Origin of the sequence: Actinospineispora eucalypti (genome assembly GCF_039543365.1) — a bacterium.
Taxonomy (GTDB): Bacteria; Actinomycetota; Actinomycetes; order Mycobacteriales; family Pseudonocardiaceae; genus Pseudonocardia; species Pseudonocardia eucalypti.
On sequence record NZ_BAABJP010000001.1, the window covers coordinates 465,791 to 491,866 of the forward strand.

Here is a 26,076-nt window from a genome sequence, read left to right on the forward strand (position 1 = left end):
CGCCCCGTCAGGACGGGCTCAGCAGGCTCACCGCCGCCTGGATCAGGATCAGCACGAAGATCACTACGAACGCGATGGTGAACAGGCGCGAACCCAGCCGGCCGCGGGAACGCTCGGTGATGCCGGTGAGGCTCAGGGCCTCGTAGTGGCGGTCCGGTTCCTGGTGGATGGGCGGGCGGAAGTCGCCGTACTCGGAGTGGATCACCGGTGGGGTCGGAGCCGGTCGGGGGCCGGCCATCGCGGCCGTCCCGTTCCCGTTGGTGGTGGGCCGGGCGGGCTTCGGCCCGGCCGCGGAGTCTTCGATGATGCGGTCTTCGGTGAGGCGGTCTTCGTCGACACGGCCCTTCGCCGGGCCGTCCCTGTCGACGCCGTCCTCGTCGGGGGCGACGCGCGGCAGGCACTCGGGGCGGGGCGGGCGGTCCTCGTCCGCCTCCGGGCTGCACCGGGGGGCGTACACCGGCGGCGCCGGGCGGGACGGCTTCTCATCGTCCAGCTCGGCCAGCAGGTCGGCCAGGTTGTGGTCGTCCAGCCGGGGAATGTGCGGGGTCTCCAGCGGCGGGAGCATGTCGTCGGTGATCACCGGCAACATGGGGTCGGTGCGCCACTCGGGCGGCTCCGTGCCCCCGTCAAGCTCCCCCGAGCGCTCGTTGCTCACAGCCGACGAGGGTAACCGCCGCTATCCCGATCCCGTGGGAACTTGGCCGTCCCAAATTCCCCACGGGCACCGGAACATCTCAGGTCGAGGCGGGGGCCTTCTTGCGGCGGGCCGGGGCTCGCTTCTTGGGGGCGGTGCCGGCCTTGGCGCGGCGTTCGGCCAGGAGCTCGGCGGCGCGTTCGTCGGTGAGGGTGTCGACCTCGTCGCCCTTGCGCAGGCTCGCGTTGGTCTCGCCCTCGGTGACGTACGGGCCGAACCGGCCGTCCTTGATCACCATTGGCTTGCCGGTGGCCGGGTCGTTGCCCAGCTCGCGCAGCGGCGGGGTGGCCGAGGCGCGGCCCCGGCCGCGCTGCTTGGGCTGGGCGTAGATCTTCAACGCCTCGTCCAGGGTGACCTCGAAGAGCTGGTCCTCGTTGGTCAGCGAGCGGGAGTCGGTGCCCTTCTTGAGGTAGGGGCCGTACCGCCCGTTCTGCGCGGTGATCTCGTCACCGGACTCCGGGTCGGTGCCGACCACCCGGGGCAGCGAGAGCAGCTTGAGCGCGTCCTCCAGGGTCACGCTGTCCAGCGCCATCGACCTGAACAGCGAGCCGGTGCGCGGTTTCGGCGCCTTGGTCTTCGGCGTGCCCTCCGGGGGGTCGGGCAGCAGCTCGGTGACGTACGGGCCGAACCGGCCCTCCTTGGCCACGATCTCGTGCCCGGTCACCGGGTCGGCGCCCAGCGAACGGCCCTCCTGCGGCACGGAGAACAGCTGCTCGGCGATCTCGGCGGTCAGCTCGTCCGGCGGCAGCTCGTCGGAGAGGTTGGCCCGCTGGGACGCGGTGGCCCCGGCGTCGTCCTCCACCAGGCGTTCCAGGTACGGGCCGTAGCGCCCGACGCGGACCACCACCTCGCGGCCGGCCGAGTCTGAGAACAGCGGGATCGCGTTGATCTCCCGCGCGTCGATCTCCTCCAGGTTCACCCCGACCAGCTTCTTCAGCCCGCCGGCGTGGGCCACGGTGTCGTCGCCGTGCCCGTTGCCGTCGGCGCCGAAGTAGAAGCCGGCCAGCCAGTCGGTGCGGGCCTGCGAACCGGACGCGATGGCGTCCAGCTCGTCCTCCATGGCGGCGGTGAAGTTGTAGTCCACCAGCCGGCCGAAGTGCCGTTCCAGCAGCCCGACCACGGCGAACGCCACCCAGGACGGCACCAGGGCGCTGCCCTTCTTCCACACGTAGCCGCGGTCCTGGATGGTCTTGATGATCGACGTGTACGTGGAAGGCCGGCCGATGCCCAGCTCTTCCAGGGCCTTCACCAGCGACGGCTCGGTGTAGCGGGCCGGCGGGTTGGTGGTGTGCCCCTCCGGGTTCAGCTCCTCGGCGGACAGGCCCTGGCCCTCGGTGAGGTTGGGCAGCCGGCGCTCGGCGTCGTCCGCCTCGCCGCCGGACTGCTCGTCCAGCGACTCCACGTAGGCCTTGAGGAAGCCGGCGAAGGTGATGGTGCGCCCGGAAGCGGCGAACACGCACTCCTCGCCGGTGGCGGCGCTGCCGGACACCCGCACGGACACCGTGGTGCCCCGCGCGTCGGCCATCTGCGAGGCCACCGTGCGCTGCCAGATCAGCTCGTAGAGGCGGAAGTCGTCGCCCTCCACCTCGCGGGCGATCTGGCCCGGCGTGCGGAAGGACTCGCCGGCCGGCCGGATCGCCTCGTGCGCCTCCTGGGCGTTCTTCACCTTGCGGGTGTACTGCCGGGGCTTGTCCGCCACGTAGGCGTCCCCGTACAGCTCGCGGGCCTGCGCCCGGGCCGCGTTGATGGCCGACTCGGACAGCGTGGTCGAGTCGGTACGCATGTAGGTGATGTAGCCGTTCTCGTACAGCCGCTGGGCGGAGCGCATGGTCCGCTCGGAGGAGAACCGCAGCTTGCGGCCGGCCTCCTGCTGCAGCGTGGACGTCATGAACGGCGCGTAGGGCCGGCGGGTGTACGGCTTCGACTCGACGGACTGCACCGTGAAGTCGCGGCCGTCCAGGGCCTCGGCCAGCCGGCGGGCGGACGCCTCGTCCAGCGCCAGCGCGTTGCCCTTCAACTGGCCGTCCGGGCCGAAGTCGCGGCCGGTGGCCACCTTCGAGCCGTCCACGCTGACCAGCCGGGCGCCGAAGCTTCCCGGCCCGTCGGCGGGCTTCTCGACCATGCCGAAGCGGGCGTCGATGTCCCAGTAGCCGGCGGGGACGAACGCCATCCGCTCCCGCTCGCGCTGCACGATGATCCGGGTGGCCACCGACTGGACGCGGCCGGCGGACAGCTTGGGCATCACCTTCTTCCACAGCACCGGGGACACCTCGTAGCCGTAGAGGCGGTCCAGGATGCGGCGGGTCTCCTGCGCGTCGACCAGGTCCTGGTCCAGCTGGCGCGGGTTCGCGGCGGCGGCGCGGATGGCCGGCTCGGTGATCTCGTGGAAGACCATCCGGCTGACCGGGACCTTGGGCTTCAGGGTCTCCAGCAGGTGCCAGGCGATGGCCTCACCCTCGCGGTCACCATCCGTCGCCAGCAGGAGCTCGTCGACGTTCTTCAGAGCGTCCTTGAGCTCGGTGACGGTGGCCTTCTTCTCCGGGGTGACCACGTAGAGGGGCTCGAACTCGTTGTCCACGTTCACCCCGAGCCGCGCCCAGGCCTCGCCCTTGAACTTGGCCGGCACGTCCGCGGCACCGCGCGGGAGGTCGCGGATGTGTCCCCGGGAGGACTCCACCACGTAGTTGGAACCCAGGTACGACGCGATCTTGCGCGCCTTCGCGGGCGACTCGACGATCACCAGACGACGCCCAGCGGAACCGCTGCCGCCGTTTCCGCTGGGGGTCTTCTTCGCGCGTCCGCCAGCCGTGCCCGCGCTTGACTTGCCCGCTGCCACTGCTTAGCCCGTTCCCTTTCTCCCGGCGCCCGAACAACACGCCACCCGCCAGACTCGCACATCCCGGGCGGATCATGCACACGACTAGTCATGCGTCACGGTGCGCGCTCGGCTGGCCGGCAGCGTAACTATCGCGTTTCGTTCGCTGTCACTCGTACCTCATTTACCGGTGCCGCCGGTCGGCCAGTGTCCTTCCGGCAGGTGTTCCGGCGGGTCGCCGACCAGCTCGGCCAACCGGCGCATCCGGCGTGCGCCGGTGATGCGCAGGGCCGGCCCGGCGCCCCTCGGACCCAGCCGCTGAGCCGGCAAGCCTAGATAACTGACCGCGTCGGCCAGCGGTTGGTGGGTCTGCGGCGCGTGCGGATCCAGGCCGAGAAGGTACCCACCCCGGCGGTCCGGAATGCCCGCACCCAGTGCCCACATACGTAACAACGCGCCGTCCAGGCGGAATTCCTCGGGTACCGCCTTCACCGCGCCACGGCACCACTGACCTGCGAGTTCGACCAGATCGCCGCGAAACGCGGTGCGCAGCACCAGGGAGCCGGACTCCGAGGTGGCGAGCTCGGCGTTGACCCCGAACTCGGCCAGCCGGGCGGCCAGCGGACGGGCCCGGCCGGGGTCCGGCAGCAGCACGCTCAGCCGCGCGGTGCCGCTGGCGCCGAACCGGACCAGCTGTGCCGGCCCGCACAGCAGCCCGGCCAGGTCACTGGTCCGGGCCTCCCGCGCCTCGGCGGAGAAGAACGACATCTGCGCCACGCGGGGCAGGATAGAACACTAGTTCGATCTCCGGGTGGCGGCACGCCGACGGCGAATTTCCTCCAACAGAGTGAAGGCGCCCGCCGGATTTGCGTCACACGTCACAGTGTCGACGCGGTCGATCTTCAGACGATGCGGCCGGGTTACCGACCGTGGCCGGACGGTGGGCGGCTGGGCCGGGCGGCTTCATCGAGCGCGCGCTCAGTCCGGTGAATTCCATGATCGAAACGGACTGAGCCAGCACTCGGCGAGTGGTGGGGCGCGGACTCGTTCGGGAGCCGCTCCGGGGATTACGGTACGTAGCAAACGGGACGGCTCGGGTGTGCAACGGGCGGGACCCGAGCCGCGGCAGATGGGCATGCCGCTGGTGTGGCGCTCGCGGGTCGTATGCGAATGACCTCGCTGGTCGTCTTCGCTCCGGCCGGTGGAGTGTGATCGTTGTTTCTGGCGGTTTGGCGTCGATTTTCGACGCTGAAGCGCCATGGATGGCGATCAAGCTGGGCGAGGGCCGCGAATGTCGGCCGGGCCAGTTCGAAGGGCCGGGGCCCGCCGCACCAGCCTCGCTCGTCCCGTCTGTACCTATTCCCGTCTCAGACCACCCGACCGCGCCGTCCAAGCCGACTTTGAGCCGGCGCCGCCATCTGAGCCGGCGCCGCCGCCCCGGAGCGGCGCGGGGTCAAAGTCCGCTAGCGGGCGGTGACGGCGCAGCTGGAGGCCTGCTTGACCGCCTCGTTCAGTGCCGCGTTGTCGCCCATCGAGCTCAGCGCGCTGGACGCGTGCGCCACGTCCAGCCGGGTCTTGATGGCGGCGAGGCGGGTGGCCAGCGCGGCCGGGTCCTTGGGGTCGATGCCGTCCAGCTCGGTGCGGGCGTCGGCGAACGCCCCGCGCAGCCCGTTCAGCGCGTCGCGCAGCTGCCGGGCGGTGTCGTCGCCGCCCTGGATGGGGGATGGGCCGGCCGCGTCCAGGCCGCGCAGCGACTCGCCGATCCGCTGCTCGGTGTCGGCCCAGGAGCGGGCCAGCGCGTCCTTGCTGGCCGCCGGGTTGTTCGGGTCCAGCGCCGGGCCGCTGCTCGCGGAGAGCAGGCTCAGCGCCGAGCATACCCGGCCGGCCCAGGCCACCGGGTCGTCGGCCGGCGGCAGTCGGTCGCCCTCGGCCACCGCGTCCGGGTCGTTCCCGCCGCAGCCGGTGAGCAGGATGCCGGCCAGCAGGGTCAGGATCAGCTTCCGCATAGTGCGCCTGAACGTACAACGCCGCCCGGTCCAGCTTCCGGACCGGGCGGCGCGCGTACGTTACTGCCAGCGGTTTTCTAGCTGACCGACGCCTCGGCGGGCGAGTCGGCGATCGAGGTGGAACGCCGCTTGGAAACCACGACGGCCGCGACGATGATGATCACCGCGACGGCCGCGATGGCCAGCCGCACCGGGGTGGACGCGCTGGAGCCGATGGACAGGGTCACCACGGCCGGAGCGATCAGCACGGAGACCAGGTTCATCACCTTGATCAGCGGGTTGATCGCCGGGCCGGCGGTGTCCTTGAACGGGTCACCAACGGTGTCACCGATGACGGTGGCGGCGTGGGCGTCGGTGCCCTTGCCGCCGTGCACGCCGTCCTCGATCAGCTTCTTGCCGTTGTCCCAGGCGCCACCGGAGTTGGCCAGGAAGATGGCCATCAGGGTGCCGCAGGCGATGGCGCCGGCCAGGTAGCCGGCCAGCGGGCCGACGCCGAGACCGAAGCCGACCGCGATCGGCGCGAAGATCGCCAGCAGGCCGGGGGTGGCCAGCTCGCGCAGCGAGTCCTTGGTGCAGATGTCCACCACGCGGCCGTAGTCCGGCCGCACGGTGCCCGCCATGATCCCGGGCTCCTCCCGGAACTGCTTGCGCACCTCGAACACGATGGCGCCCGCCGCGCGGGACACCGCGTTGATGGCCAGCCCGGAGAACATGAACACCACGGACGCGCCGATGATCACGCCGACCAGGGTGCTCGGGGTGAACACCTCGAACCCGAAGGAGCGGGGCAGCTCGCCGGCGGCCTGGCCGGCCGCCTTGATCGCGTTGGTGATGGCGTCCCGGTAGGAGCCGAACAGCGCGGTCGCGGCCAGCACGGCGGTGGCGATGGCGATGCCCTTGGTGATGGCCTTGGTGGTGTTGCCGACCGCGTCCAGCTCGGTCAGCACCTCCACGCCCGGGCCGGTCACGTCACCGGACATCTCCGCGATGCCCTGCGCGTTGTCGGCCACCGGGCCGAAGGTGTCCATGGCCACGATCACGCCGACCGTGGTGAGCAGGCCGGTACCGGCCAGCGCCACCGCGAACAGCGCCACGGTCACCGAGACGCCACCCAGGACGAACGCGCCGAACACCGCCGCCGAGATGACCAGCGCGGTGTAGACGGCGCTCTCGAAACCGATCGCGATGCCGGCCAGCACGACGGTGGCCGCGCCGGTCAGCGCGGAGTCGCCGACGTCCTTGACCGGCTTGTGCTCGGTGCCGGTGAAGTAGCCGGTCAGCCACAGGATGATGCCGGCCAGCACGATGCCGATGAGCACCGCGACGGACGCGAACAGCCTCGGGTCCAGGCTGCCGGCCTGGGTGACCACTTCGGCGTCGGTGGGGTTGCCCAGCTCGCCGAAGCTGCCCGGCAGGTACAGGTAAGCGGCCGCGATGCACAGCACGGCGGAGAACACCGCCGAGATGTAGAAGCTGCGGTTGATCGCCTTCAGGCCACCCTCGCCCGGCTTCGCCCGGGTGATGTACACGCCCAGCACGGCGGTGATCACGCCGATGGCCGGCACGATCAGCGGGAACAGCAGGCCCTGCAGGCCGAACGCCGCCGAGCCCAGGATCAGCGCGGCGACCAGCATGACGGCGTAGGACTCGAACAGGTCGGCGGCCATGCCGGCGCAGTCACCCACGTTGTCGCCGACGTTGTCGGCGATGGTGGCGGCGTTGCGCGGGTCGTCCTCGGGGATGCCGGCCTCCACCTTGCCGACCAGGTCACCACCGACGTCGGCGGCCTTGGTGAAGATGCCGCCGCCGACCCTCATGAACATGGCGAGCAGGGCCGCGCCGAAGCCGAAGCCCTCCAGCACCTTCGGTGCGCCGCCGGCGTAGACCAGCACCACCAGCGCGGCGCCGAACAGGCCGAGGCCCACGGTGAACATGCCGACCGCGCCACCGGTGCGGAACGCGACCCGCATGGCCTTCTCGCGGCCGCCGCTTTCCTCCCGCGCCGCCGAGGCGACCCGGATGTTGGCCCGGGTGGCCAGCGACATGCCGAGGTAGCCGATGGTGGCGCTGAACACCGCGCCGACCACGAAGAAGATCGACCGGCCGACGCGCTCGCTCATCGTGTCCGCCGGCAGCGCGAACAGCAGCAGGAACACGATGACGACGAAAACGCCGAGCGTCTTGAACTGGCGGTTGAGGTAGGCCGAGGCGCCCTCCTGCACCGCGCGACCGATGTCCTGCATGCGCTCGGTACCCTGGCCGGCGGCCAGTACCTCCTTGCGCAGCCAGAAACCGATCGCCAGCGCGATGAGGGCGACCACGGCGACCACACCAACGATGGTCTGGTCACTCGAGGAGAGCGTTAGGCCCTCCGCGAGAATGTGCCGGGACATCCGTCCTCCTGGTTGAATCGCTATATCAACGAGGGGCCGGAGCTGAGCGTGGCTTTGCTACCCGATCCCGCACGTTGTTCAACAGCGGCAGAATTGCTCAGCGTCACCGGGTGGTGACTGACTGGTCAACGCTGCCCGATATCGCGGCAGTGTATGGGGCTGCTGACCGGGGTCGCGCACGGGTCTGATGCTGACTCGATAAACGTGTCGTGGGTCATTGCGATGGGCGTCGCGCCTTTGTCAGGGGTGGGAGTGAGAATGGCGGGGTGTCCACATCGGTCCAGCCCCTGTCGTCGGTGGCCCCCGGGTCCTTGCTGGGGCGCGTGTTGGCCGGTGTGGCGCCTGGTGAGTCGCCGCTGACCCACGTCGCGTCGCTGCCGGCCCGGGGCGCGGTGTGCGTGGACTGGCCCTCGTGGGCTGATCCTCTGGTGGTGGCGGCGCTGCGTGATGCCGGGGTGACCCGTCCCTGGTCGCACCAGGTTGCGGCCGCGTCGGCGGCTTTCGAGGGCCGGCACGTGGTGCTGGCCACCGGCACCGCCTCCGGCAAGTCGCTGGGCTACCAGCTGCCGGTGCTGACCTCGCTGGTGGACGACCGGAAGGCCACCGCGCTGTACCTGTCGCCGACCAAGGCGCTCGGCGCCGACCAGCTGCGCTTCGTGGCCGGCCTGGGGCTGGACGACCTGCGCCCGGCCGCCTTCGACGGCGACACCGCGATGGCCGAGCGCGACTGGGTGCGCTCCCACGCCCGCTGGGTGTTCAGCAACCCGGACATGCTGCACCGCAACATGCTGCCTTCCCATGCCCGGTGGGCTTCGTTCCTCCGCCGGCTGCGGTACGTGGTGCTGGACGAGTGCCACGCGTACCGGGGGGTGTTCGGCTCGCACGTGGCGCTGCTGCTGCGCCGGTTGCGCCGGTTGTGCGCGCGGTACGGGTCGTCGCCGGTGTTCGTGCTGGCGTCGGCGACGGTTTCCTCGCCGGCCGCGTCCGCCTCCCGGCTGACCGGGCTGCCGGTGGTTTCGGTGGACACCGACGGCTCGCCCCGGGTGGCGCGCACGGTGGCGCTGTGGGAACCGCCGCTGCTGGATGAGCTGACCGGGGAGAACGGTGCGCCGGTGCGCCGATCGGCGGGCGCCGAGGCCGGCCGGATGCTGGCCGACCTGGTGGTGGAGGGCGCCCGCACCCTGGCCTTCGTGCGCTCCCGCCGGGGCGCCGAGCTGACCGCGTTGCGGGCGGCGAACTCGCTGGCCGAGGTGGACCCTTCCCTGGCTTCACGGGTGTCCGCGTACCGGGCGGGCTACCTACCCGAGGAACGGCGCGCGCTGGAGGCCGCCCTGGACTCCGGCGAGCTGCTCGGCGTGGCGTCCACCAATGCGCTGGAGCTGGGCATCGACGTGGCCGGCCTGGACGCGGTACTGGTCGCCGGTTTCCCGGGCACCCGGGCATCCTTCTGGCAACAAGCCGGCCGCGCCGGCCGCCCGACCAGCTCGACCCCCGACGAGGCGGACGGAGCGCGGGCGCGGGACGGGTTGCGGGAGCCGAGGGAGTGGCCCGAGTCGCGGGCGGGCCGACCGGCGCGGGAGGCCCTGGTGGTTCTGGTCGCCCGGGACGACCCGCTGGACACCTACCTGGTGCACCACCCGGAGGCGCTGCTCGGCCGACCGGTCGAAGGCTGCGTACTGGACCCGTCGAACCCCTACGTGCTGGCCCCGCAACTGGCCTGCGCGGCCGCCGAGTCGGCGATCACCGAGGCGGAGGTGGACACGGTGTTCGGCGGCGCCCGGGCGCGTGCCGTGCTGGACGAGCTGGTGGCCGACGGCGTGCTGCGGCGCCGCCCGGCCGGCTGGTTCTGGCCCCGGCCGACCGAGCGTCCGGCCGCCGAGGTGGACATCCGGGGCAGCGGTGCGGGCCAGGTCGTGGTCGTCGAGGCGGAGACCGGCCGCATGCTGGGCACCGTGGACGGTGGGACCGCCCCCGCGACCGTTCACCCGGGCGCGGTCTACCTGCACCGAGGCGCCAGCTTCGTGGTCGACGAACTGCACCTGGCGGACGGGCTGGCCCTGGTGCACGCCGAGGAACCGGACTGGAGCACCTCCGCCCGCTCCGTGGTCGACGTGGCGATCCTCGACCCGCCCGCCGCGCCGGTGGCCGCCGCGGTTGCGGTCGCCGCATCCGCCGAACCGCCGGGAGTCGGCGAGGTGCCTACGGGCAACGGGGCTGACTCGGGAGAGGCCGCTGCCGCGTCCGGGGAAGCGGTTGTTCGCGGAGCCGGGCCCGAGCCCAGGGGCGCTGGCCGCGACGTCGAGCTCCGGCCGGAGGTTCGCGGGACCGAGCCGGGGATTGGGCCGGGCGGCGGCGTGACCACGATGCCGGCCGGGGACGGCGTGACCGTGTGCTTGGGCGAGGTGACCGTGACCTCGCAGGTGGTGTCCTATCTGCGCCGCCGCCCGAGCGGCGAGGTGATTGAGACCGTGCCGTTGGACCTGCCCGCGCAGACCCTCTACACCCGCGCGGTGTGGTACACGATCGAGGAGCCGCTGCTGCTGGAAGCCGGCTTGGACCCCGCGCGCATTCCAGGGGCGCTGCACGCGGCCGAGCACGCGGCGATCGGGCTGCTGCCGCTGTTCGCGGTCTGCGACCGCTGGGACATCGGCGGCATGTCCACCGCCCTGCATCCCGACACCGGCGCACCCACCGTATTCGTGCACGACGGCCACCCCGGCGGCGCCGGCTTCGCCGAGCGCGGGTTCGCCGAGATCGTGCCGTGGCTGACCGCGACCCGTGCGGCCATCGCCGACTGCGAATGCCCGACCGGCTGTCCCTCCTGTGTGCAGTCCCCCAAGTGCGGCAACGGCAACAACCCGCTCGACAAGGCCGGCGCCGTCGTCGTGCTCGACCTGGTGCTCGCCGCCTGTTCCTGAACGGGTGGCACACGTCGCCGAGCCGACCGGTGTTGGCTAGGCGCTTGGCACCGCCGGCTTCGCCGGTACGGGAGCCTCGCTCGGGACAGCAGCCTTACCCGCGACCGAGGACTTCGCCGCGACCGCCGGCGTAGTCCGAAGCGAGGTACGCGGGACCTCCGCGATTGTGTCGACAGGCACCGCCGGATCGACAAGACCGGTGACGGCGGGGCCTCGGGCGCTGATCGACGGCACGGCCGAAAGCGCCCCCTCGACCGGGGTGAGCGGAACCGGAGGCGTCGGTGGTGAGCCCGATGTCGTCGGGGCGCCTGATCGGCTCGGAGCGATGGAGCCCGACGGTTGCGGCTTCGGCGGTGCTGCTGTCTCCGACGCGTCGGCGGGCCGGGGCGTCGGAGTGGCGTCGGGCATCGGTTGGATGCCGGTTGCCGTCTCGGTACCGGTCGCCGTGTCGGTACCGGCCGCCGGTTTGGGGCCGGTCGTCGGTTTGGGGCCGGTCGCGGGTTCAGCGCTGGTCGCTGATTTGGTGCCGGTCGCGGGTTCGGGACCGGGGACTGGTGCTGGGTCGGGCGTCGGCTGATGGCCGGAGCGAGGCCTGGGGCTGGGTGTTGGTCTGGGGCTCGGCGTTGGTTTGGTGCCGGGGGTTGGTGGTGCTGGGTCGGGTGTCGGCTGGTCGCTGGAGCGAGGCCGGGGGTGGGGTGTCGGCCTGGGTCTGGGTGTCGGCGCGGAATCGGGCGTGCGCGCGACCTCCGGCGACGGCGTGGTGTCCGGCTTGGGTGAAACGGTCGTCGGCTCGGACGCGGCGGTCGTGCCGGCACTGGGCGACAGAACCGGGATCGGCCCGGTGACCGGGGTGGACGAGGCGAGTGTGGTTGAGCCGAGCGTCGCCGCCGACGCGATCACCGGACGTTGGACGAGCACCTCGAGCAGAGCCACCTGCAGGTGATGTGGATCGGGCAACTGCCAGTCGCAGGCGGACGGCGGGGTGCGCCAGGACTCCGCACCGAGCGCCCCCTCTGACGGGGGCATCGCCACCCAGGAACCACGGCTGTGCAGCACCACTTCGGCACGTGAGGCGAGCTCGGGCCGCAGTACTTCGCCGGCCCGGACCGCGAACCACCAACGCCCGGCGGGCGTGACCGCCACCGGGACGACGAGCTTGGCCTCGCGGAGCAGCGCGCACACCCGCCGGCCGACGGACGCGGAGACCTCGACGACGTCCACCGTCGATCCGGTGGCCACCAGCACCGAGTACGGACGGGCCGACCACCATTCCTCGATCTTTCCCCGGTCCTGGGTGGCCTGAGACATCCAGTCCTCGACGATGGGCGCCGGGTCGGACCGGTCGAACGCGGACGGAGAGTCGACGCGACTACCGATCGGTATGGGGCGGGTCTGGTCGTCCGATGCCTCGCCGGTCCACCGGTTGCCTTGGCGGTAGGTGCCGGGTATCACCGGCCACCCATGAGCGGCCAGCTCGATCGCGCTCGCTTTCAGCTCGGCGCGGTACCCCGCCCGGTAGCTGTCCCACCACGACATCGTCGTGTCCTCGTCCCTCGTGTCCGCAACTTTCGCTAACAGCCGTGTGCTGCGTGAAACCTCGTCGCATCGCGTCGGCCCCGCCCACGCCGCGCGCGACACCCGGATCTCCGGGAGAGTGCTGGTATCGATCAGTAATGCTGGTCCCGTCCAGTATGGCCAGCGGACATCGCCGATCGGTGTGATGGCGACGACGAGCGAGCGCGGACAGTCCTGTTATCGGGTGAACGTCTCGATCGGTGACACAAGCGAAATCGTTCCGTCATCGAACGCCCACTCAGCGAAAACGCGCGACCGCTCATCGTTGTCCCGGATCTACTGGTGCTTGTCTACCGACGCAACCTGTGGTCAGTACTCGGTACCCGTCGCCGGTCCGGCCCGCGCCCGGCCGCGCGCGGCTCCCGACCAGGGCAGATCCACGCCCGGAAGGACCTCCACCGCGATCGTCACCTCCCAACCGGTGACGCGGCAGGCGGTCATCCGTGCGCTCATGGGTTCGGTAACGCGGAGGGCGTGCGCGCAGGCCACCGGCTCGCCATCGGCGGCGTGCACGGCGGCGGCCAGCGCCGCGAGGTCGGCGGCGGCCTCGGCCTGATGCCGCCGGACAACCGCTGCACCCAGTTGCACCGCGAACACGGTGAGCACCAGCAGCGCGGCGACCGCCGATGCGGCCCACACCGTTGCGAAGCCGTCGTCCGCCGGAGTGCTCGCGGGAGGTCCGTTCACGGTGGGCCACCGGCGGGCGCCGGAGCCACGCCGACGTCGGCGGCTGGTGTGCCGGCGGGGGCGTGCCCAGGGCTTTGAGGCAGGCCAGCCGCATCGAGAAGCGCACCTGGCTCGAGCACGCCGATCGCCCGGCCCGTAACGGTCAGCCCCGGTAGGCCAGCGGCGTTGCTGACCACGTCGACGGTCACCTCGTCGCCGTGCACCCTCACCTCCACACGGGCACCCGTGGGTGCGACAGCCTCGCCGACCTCGCGCGCTCGGTCCGGCTCGCCGCGCGCGACCAGTCGAGCCGTCTCGCGCGCGGCGTCCAGGCAGCGCAGGCGCGCGCTGGTCACCGCCACCGTGCCGATGGCCAGGGCCAGAACCAGCACCAGGGTGCACAGTGCGAGCGCCGCCTCCACGGTCACCGCGCCGCGGTCCTCGCTGAGCGCGGTGCGCATCCGGGTCCACCCGCGCCTCAGAAGCTGACCGTGAGGGCACGCTGCACGATCCCGGTGAGCGCGTTGGTTACCGAGTCGCCGCTGACTACCGCGTACAGCACGGCCGCGAATGCCGCCGCCGCGATCGTGCCGATGGCGTACTCCGCGGTGCTCATGCCGTCGTCGCCTCGCAACGCGGCACGCACCTCGTGGATCAACTGGTTCATTGCCTGGTCCCTTCTCTTGGGTTGTTGTCGTGGCTCGTCACCACTGGGTGGACAAGCCGCTGGCAAGGCCGAGCACCACCGGCACGACGCCGAGCGCCAGGAATGCGGGGAGGAAACAGAGCCCGAGAGGTCCGGTGATGAGCACTCCGGCGCGTTGGCCTCGGGCGACGGCCAGGTCGAGGGCGCCCTCACGCAGCTCGCGCGCGGCCGCCTGGGCTACCGCGGCCAGGCCGGTCCCGCTTTGCGCCGACCGGCGGGCGGCACGGGCCAGTTTGCTCAGGGCCACCGAGGTGTCGTCGCCTCCGGTGGCGGGCACCTGCCACGCATCTCGGGCGTCCGCACCGAGCGCCAGGCGGTCGGCGATCATCCGCAGCTGATCGGCCACCGGGTCAGGCACCTGTTCGGCGGTGGCGCGGACCGCGGTGGCGACGGGAAGACCTGCTCGAAGGCAGGCGGCGAGCACGTCCCAGCCCGCGGCGAGACGCAACGGGTCCGTCGCCGGCGACCGCGCGACCAGCAGCCGCCGGCACACCAGGCCGGTTGCCGCTCCGACGACCGGCGCGACTCCGAAGCCCACCGGGTTGTCGACGGCGGTCGCTACCAGCAAGGTCACCGCCAGGCCGCACAGTGCCGCCAGCGCGCCGTGGTGACCGGCTTCGCCGGGCCGGGCCTTCGGGCCCGCGAACAGCCGGTTCACGCGTGCGGGTCCCCCGGAGTTGGCCGGCGAGACCAGGAGAGCGGCCGCGAGCAGGAGCAGGCAGGCGGTCATGGCGCCGCCTTCGCCATGATTCGTCCGCTCCAAGTCACCCCGGCGCAGATCAGGCCGGCACCGAGAACCAACAGCGCCTGCCCGGCGGGCGTGGCACTGAGTACGTGCCAGGGGTTGGCGCCCACCCCCTGGCCGAGCGCGATGCCCAGCAGGGGAAGCCCGGCCAGCACGGTCGCGGTGGCCCGTGGCCCGGCGAGCTGCGCGCCGACCTGGCCGGCCAGACGTTGGCGTGCGTCCAGGTCCACCCGGACCGCGTCGACCAGGTCTGCGAGCGCGGTCCCATGACGCTCCGCCAGAGCCCAGCAGCCGGCCAGTCGGGCGACGTCCGCGGCGATCACCGGTTCGCCTGAGGCGTGCCGTGCCAGCAACGCGGGTACCTGGGCGCCCAGGCGGGCACCGACCGCGACCGCGTTGAGGACCCGGTGCACGGCGGCAGTCCCACTGGCGGCGGCCTGCGCGGCGTTCGCCGGGTGTACGCCGGCCCGCAACTCGGCCGCGATAACGCCGACCGCATCGAGCAGCGCCGCGACCTCGGCCCGGGCCTGCCGACGCCGCGTCGCGGCACGGACCTGCTGCGTAACCAGGCACCCGAGCATGGCGGCGGCGAGCGCCCCACCAACTCCCGCCACGAGAGCACCCAGCAGCGACGCAGCCGGAACGGCCAAGACCGTGGGATGGGCCCGATGGCGCCGTCGGACCACGTTCGTAGGCGGGTGTGACGGTACGAGCACGGTGGCCAGTCGCCATCGGCTGGGGCGGGCGGGCCAGCACAACAGAGCAAGCGCGAGGCTGGCCGCCACCGACGGCCAGTACAGCCAACTCGGCGAGGTCACCATGACGGGGTCACCCCGCGCTCCCGCAGCAGCCCGTCGAGCCGGGTCCGGCCCACGCCCCAACCGCCGCCGAACTCCCACACCGGGACGGCACCCAGCTCGCCGTTCCAACGATCGAGCACAGCCACTCCGTGCAGCCGGCGGATACCGCGCTCGGCGCGAACGACGTGCAACACCACCTGAACCGCCGCGGCGAGCTGACTGCGCAACGTGGTCGGCGACATCCCGCCGAGCGCCGCGAGCGCTTCCAGCCGCGCCGGGACCTCCCGGGCGGAGTTGGCGTGGACCGTCCCGGCGCCACCCTCGTGGCCGGTGTTCAACGCGGCGAGCAGGTCACACACCTCGGCGCCCCGGACCTCGCCGACGACGAGCCGATCGGGCCGCATACGTAACGCCTGCCGCACCAGGTCGCGCAGCACCACTTCGCCGGCACCCTCGATGTTCGGCGGCCGGGCAACCAGCCGGACCACGTGTGGGTGGCTGGGGCGCAGCTCCTCGGCGTCTTCCACACAGACCACGCGCTCGTGGTGCGGAACCCGCCCGACCAGTGCCGAGAGCAGCGTGGTCTTGCCCGACGAGGTACCGCCGGCGACGAGGAACGCCAGCCGGCCGTCGACGATCGTTTCCAGCAGCTGGAGGCCGACGTCATCGATCATGCCCAGGCGGTGGAGGGCGACCAGGTCGTGCGCGGCCGGCCGCAGGGTCCGCAGCGACAGGCACGTGCCGTCCGCCGCGATCGGTGCGAGTACCGCGTGGAGCCGGACCCCGCTGCCGGGCAGACGGGCGTCGACGTAGGGGCTCGCGTCGTCCAGCCGCCGGCCGGCGGACAACGCGAGCCGTTGTGCCAGGCGGCGCACGGCGGCCTCGTCGGGGAAGGTGAGTCCGGTGCGTACCAGGCCATGACCCTGGTCCACCCACACCGCGTCCGGCGCGGTGACCAGCACGTCGGTGGTTCGTTCGTCGCGCAGCAGCGGCTCGAGGGGGCCGGCGCCGGTCAGTTCCTGCTGAAGTACCCGCAACGCGGCCAGAACGTCCCGGTCCGACACCACGCCACCGGCTTCGGCACGCACCGCCGCCGCGACGACCGCCGGGCTGATCTCGCCGCCCGCACCGACCAGCCGCTCGCGGACCCGGTCGACCAGGTTGGGCGCGCTCACGGGGTCGCCTCGCCGGCCGGACCGTGACGCCGCAGTTCTGCCAGCACAGCGGCGGCCGCGTCGGCGAGCGGACCCCGCCGCGATCCGGGCGGGCTGCCTCGATCCAGGGCGTGGGCGAGGCCCGGCTCCGGCCGCATCGAGTGCAGGAGGGGCAGGGCGAGTGCCTCCGCGACCTCGTCGGGCCGGATTCCGCCCGGCGCGGGCCCGCGCACCACCAGGCTCGGGTCCGTGCCGTGCTCGCGGAGCACGCTGGCCACCCGCGCGGCGGCGGCCGTGGAGCGGACCTCCGCGGGCACGATCAGCACGGCCAGGTCGGCGGCGGCCAGTGCCGCGAGCGCGGCCTCGGTGGGATAGCGCGGGATGTCGCACACCACCGTTTCGCCCGCGCGGCGTCCCGCGTCCAGCACCGACGAGACGGCTCCCGGCCTCGGACCGGATCCGACCCGGTCGCAGGAGAGCAGGCTGAGCTGCCCCGATCCCGTGCGCAGCGGCGGTGACGGCAGGGCCGCGCGCAACGAGGCCGATGGCACTCGGCCTTCGGAGAGCGCCAGATCGGGCCAGCGCAGACCGGTCGCGTCCTCCGCGCCGAACAACAGGTCCAATCCGCCGCCGAGGGGATCGCAGTCCACGAGCATCACTCGGTCGCCCGCGGTTGCGCCGGCCACCGCGACCGCCGCCGCCAGCACCGACGCGCCGGCGCCCCCGCGTCCGCCGACCATGGCGACCACCCGTCCCTGGCGGCGGGTCCCTTCCGCCGCATCGGCCAGTGCAGAGACCAGCCAGCTCTCGCCCTCGGGTAACGCGAGCACATGCTCGGCGCCGATCGCCACGGCGTGCCGCCAGAGCTCGGCCGGCGGCTCACCCTGGCTCAACGCGACCACCTGGTGGCGCCTCGGCAGCGCGGCGGCGGCACATCGTCGCGCACCGTGTTCGTCCAGCAGGACCAGTGGCGCTACGGGCCAGCGTGGTCGTGCCGCCGCCGCGTCCGGAACCCGCTCGATCTCGCAACCGGCCGCCGCCGCCAGGCGAAGGACGTCGTCGAGCAGCTCGTCGTCGCTGATGATCGCGAGAGCCCGCGCCTGCTCCATGTGCCCGTCCTCCTCGAATGGTGCCGCCGCCGGTGGGTCGGCGTGCCGCGTGCTTCCACGATCGGCGTCGGCCGTCTTGTGAGAAAGCGGTCTTGATCGAACTGTGGACAACCGCGGCAATGTGGATAACTTCGGTACTCGCTGCGTCGAGCGGCGCGAAACTGTCAGGGGTTTCGGGAATGCTGGAAATTGGGGGGACCCCCCTCACGTGCGGGCGCGCATACACGAGCGGGCACGCCGGCGCGGGTACGCGCGGTTCATGCGGAGTAGGCCGATTGCCGGCGTCGCGCCTGGTCGACGGGATCTTGCCGCCGGCGCGGAATGCGTGTGAGGAATTGGCCGCAAACGAGGACGACCCCCGCCAGGGGGGTAGGCGGGGGTCGTCGGCGGTTCAGCTCCGGGGGGTCGAACTGAACCTATCCGGCATGCACCGGACCTAAGTACTGTAGCGCCAACTCGCCGATGTCGCCCAAGATTCTTATATTGTGTTACCAGGCGAAATCTCTTGAATACGGAGCGTTGTCTAACCGTCCGCGCTGTGACCGAGCCTTTATGCTGCGGCTGTGTCCGGCCCTGCCACGCCCCCCGCCAAGCCGGCGACCGGGCGCCAAACCGCCCCAGAGGATGCCCACGCGGGCCAAGGTGAAGGCGTCGCCGCCTTCTTTGACCTGGACAAAACAATCATCGCCGGGTCCAGCACGCTGGCCTTCAGCGGGCCGCTGCGCGAACGCGGCCTGATCGGCCGGCGGGCGCTGGTGCGCAGCGGCTACGCGCAGTTGTTGCTCATGGTCGCGGGCGCGGACGCCAACTTCATGGAGCGGATGCGCGAAAGGATCAGTGCACTCTGTGTCGGATGGGAAGTCGCCGAGGTCCGGGCGGTGATCGACCAGGCGCTGCACGAAATCCTCCGACCGATGATCTACCGGGAGGCCGCCGACCTGATCGACTGGCACCATCGGCGCGGTCACGAGGTGGTCGTGGTTTCCGCGTCCGGGGTGGAGATGGTGGAGCCGATCGCGGCGGCGTTGGGCGCCCAGCACGCGGCCGCGACCCGGATGGCGGTGGCCGACGGCCGGTACACCGGGGAGATCGAGTTCTACTGCTACGGGGAGGGCAAGGCGACCGCCGCGCGCGAGCTCGCCGCCCGGCACGGCTATCGCCTGGCCGACTGCTATGCCTACACCGACTCGATCACCGACCTGCCGCTGCTCGAGGTCGTCGGCCACCCGCACGCGGTCAACCCGGACCGGGCGCTGCGCCGGGTCGCCCAGGCGCGGGGCTGGCCGGTGCTGAACTTCGCCGCGCCGGTGCCCCTGTACAGCCGGATGCGGGCGCGGGTCCGCTCGTTGCTGCCCGCCGGGTCGGTGCCGCTGATGCTTGCCGCGACAGGTGTGGTGGCAATCACACTGCTCGGATGGCGTCGCTACGGACGGTTGGCGCGAATGACACAAGTACCCGAAGGCGTGGCTACTCCACGGTCGGACCAACGCAAATGGATACATTCCGCATCTGAAACGGTGCACCTGCGATCAGCTCTTGATGTGACCGCAGCCACCCACTAGGAATAGATGCACGGACTTCTGGCAGGCCAGGGGCGATGCGGAAGAGAAGCAGCGTCCACCCCAGCCAGGACTCCGGGTATGAGTTCCGGGCACTCCACGCACAGCACGCCGCGGGAGGCATGTCGTCGTGGGCCTGCGTACTGGGACGCCGGACGCCGAGGCCATGAGCACGACACGTAGTGCACGCCTGGATCCCGGTAACTCATACGCGTCGGGCGGTGTTCCCTCCGGGGGGCGCCGCCCGACTCATTTCTGGGGTCCGAATCGCCGGCGCTGAGTGATGCGGCTGGTCGCGTCGACGGTCGGCGGGTCGATCGCCGCGCCAAGTTCCGGCGCTTTCGCCACGGTGTCGTACCGGCGAACCCGACTCAGGGGGCGAGCCGGCCGACTCACGAGACCCAACGAGCCCGACCCGCCGTACCTGAATCCCCGACTCGCCGTACCTGAATCCCCGACTCGCTGGGTGGGAAACCGACTCGCTGGGTGGGGAGGTGCGGCTGGTTAGGGGGTGGCGGCGCGGGCTATGGACTCGGCTTCGCGGGCGCCGGTCTCCCAGGCGGTGCAGGAGTGCACCAACCACTGAGCCAGTCCCGACTCGGTGCCTTCGGCGAAACCGGCAGCGGCCGACCGGTACTCGGACTGGCGGCGCAGGTGACCGACCTCGGGGACCACCAGGCCGCGCGGGTCGAGTCCGCTGGCGATGCCGGTGAGGCGGGCGGCGGCGCGAGCCACCACCCCGTTTCCGCTGGTGAACGGCGCAAGCGCGAGTAGCTCCCCGTGTACGACGGCGACCAGTACCGGGGCCGGCACGCGCGCCGAGGCCAGGGATGACACGAGCAGCGTGGACAGCAGGTCCAGGCGCGCGGCGACTCCGGGAGCGGTGCGCGGCCGGCCCAGCTCGGCGTCGGCCGAGGACGAGGGAACCACGTCGGCGGCGGCCAGCATGTGCAAGCGGGCCAGCGCCTGCAGCGGCGTGCGCCGCCAGACGGGCAGCAGGCGGCCCAGCTCCTCGCCCACCCGCAGCGCGCCGGCCAGCACCGGATCGCTCACCACACCGGAGGAAGGCACCGCCGAGTCGCCGCCGTCCAGCGCGGCGGAGGCGCGTGCGGCGCGTACGTTCGCCTCGGCGGCGGTGGCCGGCCAGCCCAGCCGGTTCGCCGGGTGACGGTGTACGCGGCCGACGGCCTCGCGGGCCCGCGAGACCGCCTCCGCCACGCCGGGCAGCAAAACCAGCGGGGCCAGCGGATCGGGATCAGTATCAGGATTAGACGGCATAACAACGGGAATTGTGCCATTCGGGTGGTCGAACCCCGCGAGGCCACAACAGCCTCGGTCGGATTCGGGCGCGCGGCCTGCACCCGCTACCGTCGAGAGTTACGTTCGACACCCAGGTAGCGCATATGCATGTGTCGGGGGGCCGAGCACAGCATACGAAGATCATAATCAGGAGGTCGGAGTTGACCGACTCCAGCGTCACTCTGAGCAATCTTTCCACCGAGAACCGTAGTTTCCCGCCCAGCGCCGAGTTCGCCGCGCAGGCCAACGCCACCGAGGCGATGTACGCCCACGCGGACTCCGACCGCGAGGCGTTCTGGGCCGAGCAGGCCGACCAGCTGCACTGGGAGCGGCGCTGGGACGAGGTGCTGGACTGGACCGACAAGCCGTTCGCGAAGTGGTTCGTCGGCGGCAAGCTGAACGTCGCCTACAACTGCGTGGACCGCCACGTCGAGGCCGGCCACGGCGACCAGGTCGCCTTCCACTGGGAGGGCGAGCCCGGCGACTCCCGCACCATCACCTACGCGGACCTGAAGAACGAGGTCTGCAAGGCGGCCAACGCACTCACCCAGCTCGGCGTCAAGAAGGGCGACCGGGTGGCCATCCAGCTGCCCATGATCCCGGAGGCGGCGTTCGCCATGCTGGCCTGCGCCCGGTTGGGCGCGCTGCACAGCGTGGTGTTCGGCGGGTTCTCCCCGGGGGCGCTGCGGTCCCGGGTGCAGGACGCCGAGGCCAAGCTGGTGATCACCTCGGACGGCCAGTTCCGCCGGGGCAACGCCGCGCCGATGAAGGAGAACATCGATCAGGCGCTCACCGACACGCCGACCGTGGAGCACGTGCTGGTGGTCCGCCGCACCAAGACCGACGTGCCGATGACCCCGGAACGGGACATCTGGTGGCACGACCTGGTGGACGACCAGTCGACCGAGCACACCCCGGAGGCGTTCGACTCCGAGCACCCGCTGTTCATCCTGTACACCTCGGGGACCACGGGTAAGCCGAAGGGCGTGGTGCACACCTCCGGCGGGTACCTCACGCAGACCGCGTACACCCACCGCAACGTCTTCGACATCAAGCCGGAGACCGACGTCTACTGGTGCACCGCCGACATCGGCTGGGTGACCGGGCACTCGTACATCGTGTACGGGCCGCTGGCCAACCGGGCCACCTCGGTGATGTACGAGGGCACGCCGAACACCCCGCACGAGGGCCGGCACTGGGAGATCGTGCAGCGCTACGGCGTCACGATCTACTACACCGCGCCCACGCTGATCCGCACGTTCATGAAGTGGGGCGAGGAGATCCCGGCCAAGTACGATCTCTCCAGCCTGCGCCTCCTGGGCTCGGTCGGCGAGCCGATCAACCCCGAGGCCTGGATGTGGTACCGGGAGCACATCGGCGGCGAGCGTTGCCCGATCGTGGACACCTGGTGGCAGACCGAGACCGGGTCGATCATGATCTCCCCGCTGCCCGGGGTGACCGCGGCCAAGCCGGGTTCGGCGATGCGCCCGCTGCCCGGCATCTCCGCCCAGATCGTGGACGACGAGGGCCAGCCGGTGGGCAAGGGCGGCGGCGGTTACCTGGTGCTGGACAAGCCGTGGCCGTCCATGCTGCGCGGTGTCTGGGGCGATGACGAGCGCTTCAAGGAGACCTACTGGCGCCGCTTCGAGAAGCACGGCTACTACTTCGCCGGGGACGGCGCCAAGTACGACAACGACGGCGCGTTCTGGCTGCTCGGCCGGGTGGACGACATCATGCTGGTGTCCGGGCACAACATCTCCACCACCGAGGTGGAGTCGGCGCTGGTTTCCCACCCGACGGTGGCCGAGGCGGCGGTGGTCGGCGCGTCCGACAAGACCACCGGCCAGGGCATCGTGGCTTTCGTGATCATGCGCGGGAGCATCGCCGAGGACGCGGCGAAGGGGGCCGACGCGATCAACGAGCTGCGCAACCACGTGGCGAAGGAGATCGGCCCGATCGCCAAGCCTCGGCAGATCATGGTGGTGAACGAGCTGCCCAAGACCCGTTCCGGGAAGATCATGCGCCGGCTGCTGCGCGACGTGGCGGAGAACCGGGAGATCGGTGACGTGACCACGCTCGCCGACTCGTCGGTGATGGACCTGATCTCGTCCGGGCTGCGGGAGGGCAAGGGCGAGGAGTAATCGACCAGAACGCGACCGGGGCCGGCGGGGCCGGGCTGGGCGGGATGAACGGTATCGCCGTGCCCGGCCCCGTGCCGTTCCTGCTGCCGGAACGGGAGCTGCGCTGGCGGTTCTCCCGGTCCTCCGGCCCCGGCGGGCAGGGGGTGAACACCACCGACTCGCGGGTGGAGCTGGCCGTGGACCTGGCCCGCTCGCCCTCGGTCCCCGAGACGCTGCGGGAACGGCTGTTGCGCCGGCTGCGCCGCCGGCTCACCGACGGCGTGCTGGTGGTGGTCGCCGCCGAGTACCGCTCGCAGCTGCGCAACCGGGCCGCCGCCCGGGAGCGGCTGGCCGAGCTGCTCACCGCCGCCGCCGCTCCCGACCCGCCGTCCCGGCGTGCCACCCGGCCGTCCGCCGGGGCGCGCCGGCGGCGTCTGGACGCCAAGTCCCGCCGTTCCGAGACGAAACGCCTCCGCCGCCGCCCGGACGACTGAGTGGTTGAAAGTGCAACCACATCCAGGGCGGTGGGGTTCCCACGGTTGACGAGCAACACGACCGTTGGGAGAACTCATGGACCTGCAACTCACCGACCGCGTCGCGGTGGTCACCGGCGCCTCGAAGGGGATCGGCCTGGCCATCACCCGGACGCTGCTCGAAGAGGGCGCGAAGGTCGTCGCCGCGTCCCGCAAGGTCACCCCGGAGCTGGCCGAGCTGGCCCGCGACGGTGACGCGCTGGAGCACGTGTCGGTCGACCTGACCGACCCGGACGCCCCCGCCGCCGTGGTGGCCCGGGCGATCGACCGGTTCGCCTGCCTGGACATCCTGGTGAACAACGCCGGCGGGCCGCCGCCCGGGGCCACCCTGCCCCGGTTCTCCTTCTTCGACGCCGACGACGCGGACTGGCGCGCGATGTTCGAGTTCAACCTGTTCAGCGCGGTGCGGGCGTGCCGGGCGGCGATCCCGGCGATGCTGGAGCGCGGCGGCGGGTCGATCGTGAACATCTCCACCGGGCACGCCCGGCAGGCCTCGGCGATCAACGTGGACTACGGCGCGGCCAAGGCCGCGATGAACAACTTCGGCAAGGCGCTGGCCGAGGAGTTCGGCCCGCAAGGAATCCGGGTGAACACCGTTTCGCCCGGCCCGGTCCTCACCCCGTGGTGGACTGACCAGGGCGGCGCCGCCGACGTGCTCGCCGCCAAGCTCGGCACCACCCGCGAGGAGTTGCTCGAGGGCGGCGCCGCCCAGCTGATGAACCTGGCCACCGGCCGCCTGGCCACCCCCGACGAGATCGCCACGGTGGTAGCCCTCCTGGCCTCCCCCCGCTCCGCCAGCACCACCGGCGCCGACTTCGCCGTCGACTCCGGCTGGCTCAAGGCCGTCTAACCGCGACCGGTCGTTGCCGCGGCACGGCCGCCGGCCGCGCGTTAGAGGGGCGTTAGAGCGGCGTCAGGGGGGCGGGTGGGGTGGGTGGGTGCGGCTAGGGTGATGGGGTGAAGGCTGGTGAGCTGGCGCAGCCGTTGCCGACGGTGCGGCTGGACGACTCGGCGTTGGACGCCGCCCGGTTGATCACTGCGCACGGGCTGCCGGGCATCGCGGTGCTGTCCGAGGACGGCCGGCCGGTGACCGTGCTGCCCGCCGCCGACCTGCTGCGCGCGCTGGTGCCCGGCCCGGTGCTGGACGACCCCTCGCTGGCCCGGGTGCTGGACGAGCGCACCGCCGACCGGTGCGCGGCCGACCTCGCGCGCCGGACGGTGCGCGAGGTCGTGACCAAGAAGGACCGGCTGGCCTCGGTGGACGCCGACGCCACGGTGGTCGAGTGCGCCGCGTTGATGGCCCGCACGCACAGCCCGGCGGTGGCGGTGTTGGGCCGGGCCGGGGGCGACCTGATCGGCCTGGTCACCGCCGGGCACCTGCTCGAGGTGCTCCTCCCCGAAGCCTGACGCGAGGCGTGACCGAAGCCCGACCCGAGGCGTGACCGAAGCCCGACGCGCCGTGGGAAGGCCTCGCCATCCGGCCGCCGCGCGGCGCGTGGCACGATAGCGCTCACGATCACGGCCCGACAGATCGGCAGGAGGACGCCCAGGTGGCCAGCCCGACCCGAAGCAGCGGCGGTGCCGGGGTACCACCCGCGCTGCCGTCCATTCCGCTGTCCGCCGAGGCGCCGGACACCCACTCCATCGGCGGCCTGGTCCGCGAGGCCTCCACCCAGGTTTCCAACCTGGTGCGGGCCGAGCTCAAGCTGGCGCGCTCGGAGCTCACCACCGAGGTGAAGAAGGGCGCCATCGGCGCCGGGTTCTTCATCGTCGCGCTGGCGGTGTTCATCTTCAGCCTGGTGTTCTTCTTCATCGCGCTGGCCGAGCTGCTCACCTACCTGTGGTTCGAGCGCTGGTCGGCGTACCTGCTGGTGTTCGGCGTGATGGCGCTGACCGCCGCCGTCGCCGGGTTCATCGGCTTCCTGGTGGTGCGGAAGATCCGCCCGCCGCGCCGCACGATCAGCTCGGTGCGCGACACCGCGAGCGTGTTCACCCAGCGCGGCCGGGAGGACACCGACCCGGCCGCCGGGCGGTGGTGAACCGCGCTTCCGGTGCGGACCGGGCCTGACCCCTCCTCGGTGCGCATCGCCGGGCCGTGGCAGCACCGCTCGGTATCGGCGAACGGCATCCTGCTGCACGTCGCCGAGTGTGGGGACGGCCCGCTGGTGGTGCTGGTGCACGGCTTCCCCGAGTTCTGGTGGAGCTGGCGGCACCAACTGGTCGGCCTGGCCGAAGCCGGGTTCCGCGCCGTCGCGGTGGACCTGCGCGGCTACGGCGACTCGGACAAGCCGCCGCGCGGTTACGACCTGTGGACCCTGGCCGGTGACCTCGGCGGGCTGATCCGCGCGCTGGGCGCCCGGGACGCCGCCGTGGTCGGGCACGGCTGGGGCGGGCTGATCGGCTGGTCGCTGGCCGCCCTGCACCCCCGGCTCGTCCGCTCGCTGGCCGTGTTGAGCGCTCCGCACCCGCTGGCCCTGCGCCGCGCCTGCTGGCTGGGCTCCGGTGGCCAGCGGCGCGCCGCGGCCCGGTACGCGCTGGGCTTCCAGGTACCCGTGTGGCCCGAGCGCACGCTGCGCGCGGACGGCGGGGCGGCGGTGGAGCGGCTGCTGCGCGCCTGGTCCGGGCCGGCGTGGACCCAGACGCCGGAGTTCGCCGAGGTCGCCGCCCGCAACCGGGAGGCCATGTGTATCCCCACGGTGGCGCACTGCGCGCTGGAGTACTACCGGTGGGCGGTCCGCTCGCAGGCCCGCCCGGACGGCCGGCGGTTCGCCGCCCAGGTGGCCCGCCCGGCCGGCGTGCCGGTGCTGCAGGTGCACGGCTCCGCCGACCCGTACATCCTGGAACGCACCGCGCGCGACTCCGCCCGGTTCGCCGCCGGCCGCTACCTGTACCGCCCGCTGGACGGCGTGGGCCACTTCCCGCACCAGGAGGCCCCGCGCACCACCACCCGCCTGCTCGCCGACTTCCTCACCGGCTGAGCCCGC

At 72.1% G+C, this 26,076-nt stretch carries 23 protein-coding genes; 10 read left to right on the forward strand and 13 right to left on the reverse strand.

Annotated features, from left to right (window positions below; translation table 11 throughout):
- Positions 1-7: 7 nt before the first annotated feature.
- The 5 genes from ABEB12_RS02265 to ABEB12_RS02285 form a co-directional block, all read right to left on the reverse strand.
- Positions 8-655: a hypothetical protein gene (locus ABEB12_RS02265; RefSeq protein ID WP_185058702.1), complete on the reverse strand. Its 648-nt coding sequence runs from the start codon at positions 653-655 to the stop codon at positions 8-10.
- Between the two features lie 79 nt (positions 656-734).
- A complete protein-coding gene (topA, locus tag ABEB12_RS02270; RefSeq protein WP_345702494.1) occupies positions 735-3,434 on the reverse strand; it encodes a type I DNA topoisomerase in 2,700 nt (899 codons plus the stop codon).
- Positions 3,435-3,689: 255 nt separating this feature from the next.
- On the reverse strand, positions 3,690-4,277 hold the full coding sequence (locus ABEB12_RS02275) for a hypothetical protein (protein ID WP_221497780.1): 588 nt from the start codon (positions 4,275-4,277) through the stop codon (positions 3,690-3,692).
- 695 nt (positions 4,278-4,972) lie between these two features.
- On the reverse strand, positions 4,973-5,515 hold the full coding sequence (locus ABEB12_RS02280) for a hypothetical protein (protein ID WP_185058705.1): 543 nt from the start codon (positions 5,513-5,515) through the stop codon (positions 4,973-4,975).
- A gap of 77 nt (positions 5,516-5,592) precedes the next feature.
- Positions 5,593-7,908 (reverse strand): sodium-translocating pyrophosphatase, encoded by a 2,316-nt coding sequence (locus tag ABEB12_RS02285; protein WP_185058706.1) that lies wholly within the window; start codon positions 7,906-7,908, stop codon positions 5,593-5,595.
- Positions 7,909-8,174: 266 nt separating this feature from the next.
- Between ABEB12_RS02285 and ABEB12_RS02290 the strand changes: the two genes are divergently transcribed.
- The 3 genes from ABEB12_RS02290 to ABEB12_RS02300 all read left to right on the forward strand — a co-directional run bounded on the left by ABEB12_RS02290 (position 8,175) and on the right by ABEB12_RS02300 (position 12,129).
- The gene (locus ABEB12_RS02290) at positions 8,175-10,826 is read left to right on the forward strand and encodes a DEAD/DEAH box helicase (protein ID WP_425572186.1); all 2,652 of its coding nucleotides are present in this window, start codon (positions 8,175-8,177) and stop codon (positions 10,824-10,826) included.
- A 733-nt stretch (positions 10,827-11,559) separates the two neighbouring features.
- The gene (locus tag ABEB12_RS02295; RefSeq protein WP_185058707.1) at positions 11,560-11,769 is read left to right on the forward strand and encodes a hypothetical protein; all 210 of its coding nucleotides are present in this window, start codon (positions 11,560-11,562) and stop codon (positions 11,767-11,769) included.
- A gap of 213 nt (positions 11,770-11,982) precedes the next feature.
- Positions 11,983-12,129, forward strand: coding sequence for a hypothetical protein (locus ABEB12_RS02300; RefSeq protein WP_185058708.1), 147 nt, complete (start codon positions 11,983-11,985; stop codon positions 12,127-12,129).
- 581 nt (positions 12,130-12,710) lie between these two features.
- Here the strand turns inward: ABEB12_RS02300 and ABEB12_RS02305 are convergent.
- The 7 genes from ABEB12_RS02305 to ssd form a co-directional block, all read right to left on the reverse strand.
- Complete coding sequence (locus tag ABEB12_RS02305; RefSeq protein WP_185058709.1) at positions 12,711-13,088, reverse strand: Rv3654c family TadE-like protein; 378 nt, start codon at positions 13,086-13,088, stop codon at positions 12,711-12,713.
- Positions 13,085-13,528: a TadE family type IV pilus minor pilin gene (locus ABEB12_RS02310; protein WP_185058710.1), complete on the reverse strand. Its 444-nt coding sequence runs from the start codon at positions 13,526-13,528 to the stop codon at positions 13,085-13,087. Before ABEB12_RS02310 ends, ABEB12_RS02305 begins: the two co-directional genes overlap by 4 nt.
- Positions 13,529-13,545: 17 nt before the next feature.
- On the reverse strand, positions 13,546-13,734 hold the full coding sequence (locus ABEB12_RS02315) for a DUF4244 domain-containing protein (RefSeq protein WP_185058711.1): 189 nt from the start codon (positions 13,732-13,734) through the stop codon (positions 13,546-13,548).
- A 37-nt stretch (positions 13,735-13,771) separates the two neighbouring features.
- Entirely contained in the window at positions 13,772-14,503 is a 732-nt protein-coding gene (locus ABEB12_RS02320; RefSeq protein ID WP_185058712.1) for a type II secretion system F family protein, read from the reverse strand.
- The gene (locus tag ABEB12_RS02325; RefSeq protein WP_185058713.1) at positions 14,500-15,132 is read right to left on the reverse strand and encodes a type II secretion system F family protein; all 633 of its coding nucleotides are present in this window, start codon (positions 15,130-15,132) and stop codon (positions 14,500-14,502) included. The genes ABEB12_RS02320 and ABEB12_RS02325 overlap by 4 nt, the downstream gene beginning before the upstream one ends.
- 200 nt (positions 15,133-15,332) lie before the next feature.
- Entirely contained in the window at positions 15,333-16,493 is a 1,161-nt protein-coding gene (locus tag ABEB12_RS02330) for a TadA family conjugal transfer-associated ATPase (RefSeq protein WP_185058714.1), read from the reverse strand.
- Positions 16,490-17,581, reverse strand: a complete 1,092-nt coding sequence (gene ssd, locus ABEB12_RS02335) for a septum site-determining protein Ssd (protein WP_185058715.1) — start codon at positions 17,579-17,581, stop codon at positions 16,490-16,492. The genes ABEB12_RS02330 and ssd overlap by 4 nt, the downstream gene beginning before the upstream one ends.
- Positions 17,582-18,144: 563 nt before the next feature.
- On the opposite strand from ssd, the gene ABEB12_RS02340 reads away from it, so the two are divergent.
- Complete coding sequence (locus ABEB12_RS02340) at positions 18,145-19,143, forward strand: HAD-IB family hydrolase (protein WP_185058716.1); 999 nt, start codon at positions 18,145-18,147, stop codon at positions 19,141-19,143.
- A gap of 501 nt (positions 19,144-19,644) precedes the next feature.
- Here the strand turns inward: ABEB12_RS02340 and ABEB12_RS02345 are convergent.
- Positions 19,645-20,418, reverse strand: a complete 774-nt coding sequence (locus tag ABEB12_RS02345) for a Fic family protein (RefSeq protein WP_185058717.1) — start codon at positions 20,416-20,418, stop codon at positions 19,645-19,647.
- Between the two features lie 182 nt (positions 20,419-20,600).
- On the opposite strand from ABEB12_RS02345, the gene acs reads away from it, so the two are divergent.
- The 6 genes from acs to ABEB12_RS02375 all read left to right on the forward strand — a co-directional run bounded on the left by acs (position 20,601) and on the right by ABEB12_RS02375 (position 26,070).
- Entirely contained in the window at positions 20,601-22,580 is a 1,980-nt protein-coding gene (gene acs / locus ABEB12_RS02350) for an acetate--CoA ligase (RefSeq protein WP_185058718.1), read from the forward strand.
- A gap of 44 nt (positions 22,581-22,624) precedes the next feature.
- A complete protein-coding gene (arfB, locus tag ABEB12_RS02355; protein ID WP_185058719.1) occupies positions 22,625-23,053 on the forward strand; it encodes an alternative ribosome rescue aminoacyl-tRNA hydrolase ArfB in 429 nt (142 codons plus the stop codon).
- Positions 23,054-23,129: 76 nt separating this feature from the next.
- Positions 23,130-23,942 (forward strand): SDR family oxidoreductase, encoded by an 813-nt coding sequence (locus tag ABEB12_RS02360; protein WP_185058720.1) that lies wholly within the window; start codon positions 23,130-23,132, stop codon positions 23,940-23,942.
- Positions 23,943-24,049: 107 nt separating this feature from the next.
- Complete coding sequence (locus ABEB12_RS02365; RefSeq protein WP_185058721.1) at positions 24,050-24,499, forward strand: CBS domain-containing protein; 450 nt, start codon at positions 24,050-24,052, stop codon at positions 24,497-24,499.
- A gap of 143 nt (positions 24,500-24,642) precedes the next feature.
- Complete coding sequence (locus tag ABEB12_RS02370) at positions 24,643-25,131, forward strand: phage holin family protein (protein ID WP_185058722.1); 489 nt, start codon at positions 24,643-24,645, stop codon at positions 25,129-25,131.
- A 12-nt stretch (positions 25,132-25,143) separates the two neighbouring features.
- On the forward strand, positions 25,144-26,070 hold the full coding sequence (locus ABEB12_RS02375) for an alpha/beta fold hydrolase (protein WP_185058723.1): 927 nt from the start codon (positions 25,144-25,146) through the stop codon (positions 26,068-26,070).
- Positions 26,071-26,076: the final 6 nt, after the last annotated feature.

Excerpts from the sequence above, each read along its gene's own strand:
- ABEB12_RS02275 (WP_221497780.1), bottom strand. The coding sequence starts at position 4,277 with ATGTCGTTCTTCTCCGCCGAGGCGCGGGAGGCCCGGACCAGTGACCTG.
- ABEB12_RS02280 (WP_185058705.1), bottom strand. The coding sequence starts at position 5,515 with ATGCGGAAGCTGATCCTGACCCTGCTGGCCGGCATCCTGCTCACCGGC.
- ABEB12_RS02285 (WP_185058706.1), bottom strand. The coding sequence starts at position 7,908 with ATGTCCCGGCACATTCTCGCGGAGGGCCTAACGCTCTCCTCGAGTGAC.
- ABEB12_RS02310 (WP_185058710.1), bottom strand. The coding sequence starts at position 13,528 with ATGCGCACCGCGCTCAGCGAGGACCGCGGCGCGGTGACCGTGGAGGCG.
- ABEB12_RS02315 (WP_185058711.1), bottom strand. The coding sequence starts at position 13,734 with ATGAACCAGTTGATCCACGAGGTGCGTGCCGCGTTGCGAGGCGACGAC.
- ABEB12_RS02320 (WP_185058712.1), bottom strand. The coding sequence starts at position 14,503 with ATGACCGCCTGCCTGCTCCTGCTCGCGGCCGCTCTCCTGGTCTCGCCG.
- ssd (WP_185058715.1), bottom strand. The coding sequence starts at position 17,581 with ATGGAGCAGGCGCGGGCTCTCGCGATCATCAGCGACGACGAGCTGCTC.
- ABEB12_RS02345 (WP_185058717.1), bottom strand. The coding sequence starts at position 20,418 with ATGCCGTCTAATCCTGATACTGATCCCGATCCGCTGGCCCCGCTGGTT.
- arfB (WP_185058719.1), top strand. The coding sequence starts at position 22,625 with ATGAACGGTATCGCCGTGCCCGGCCCCGTGCCGTTCCTGCTGCCGGAA.
- ABEB12_RS02360 (WP_185058720.1), top strand. The coding sequence starts at position 23,130 with ATGGACCTGCAACTCACCGACCGCGTCGCGGTGGTCACCGGCGCCTCG.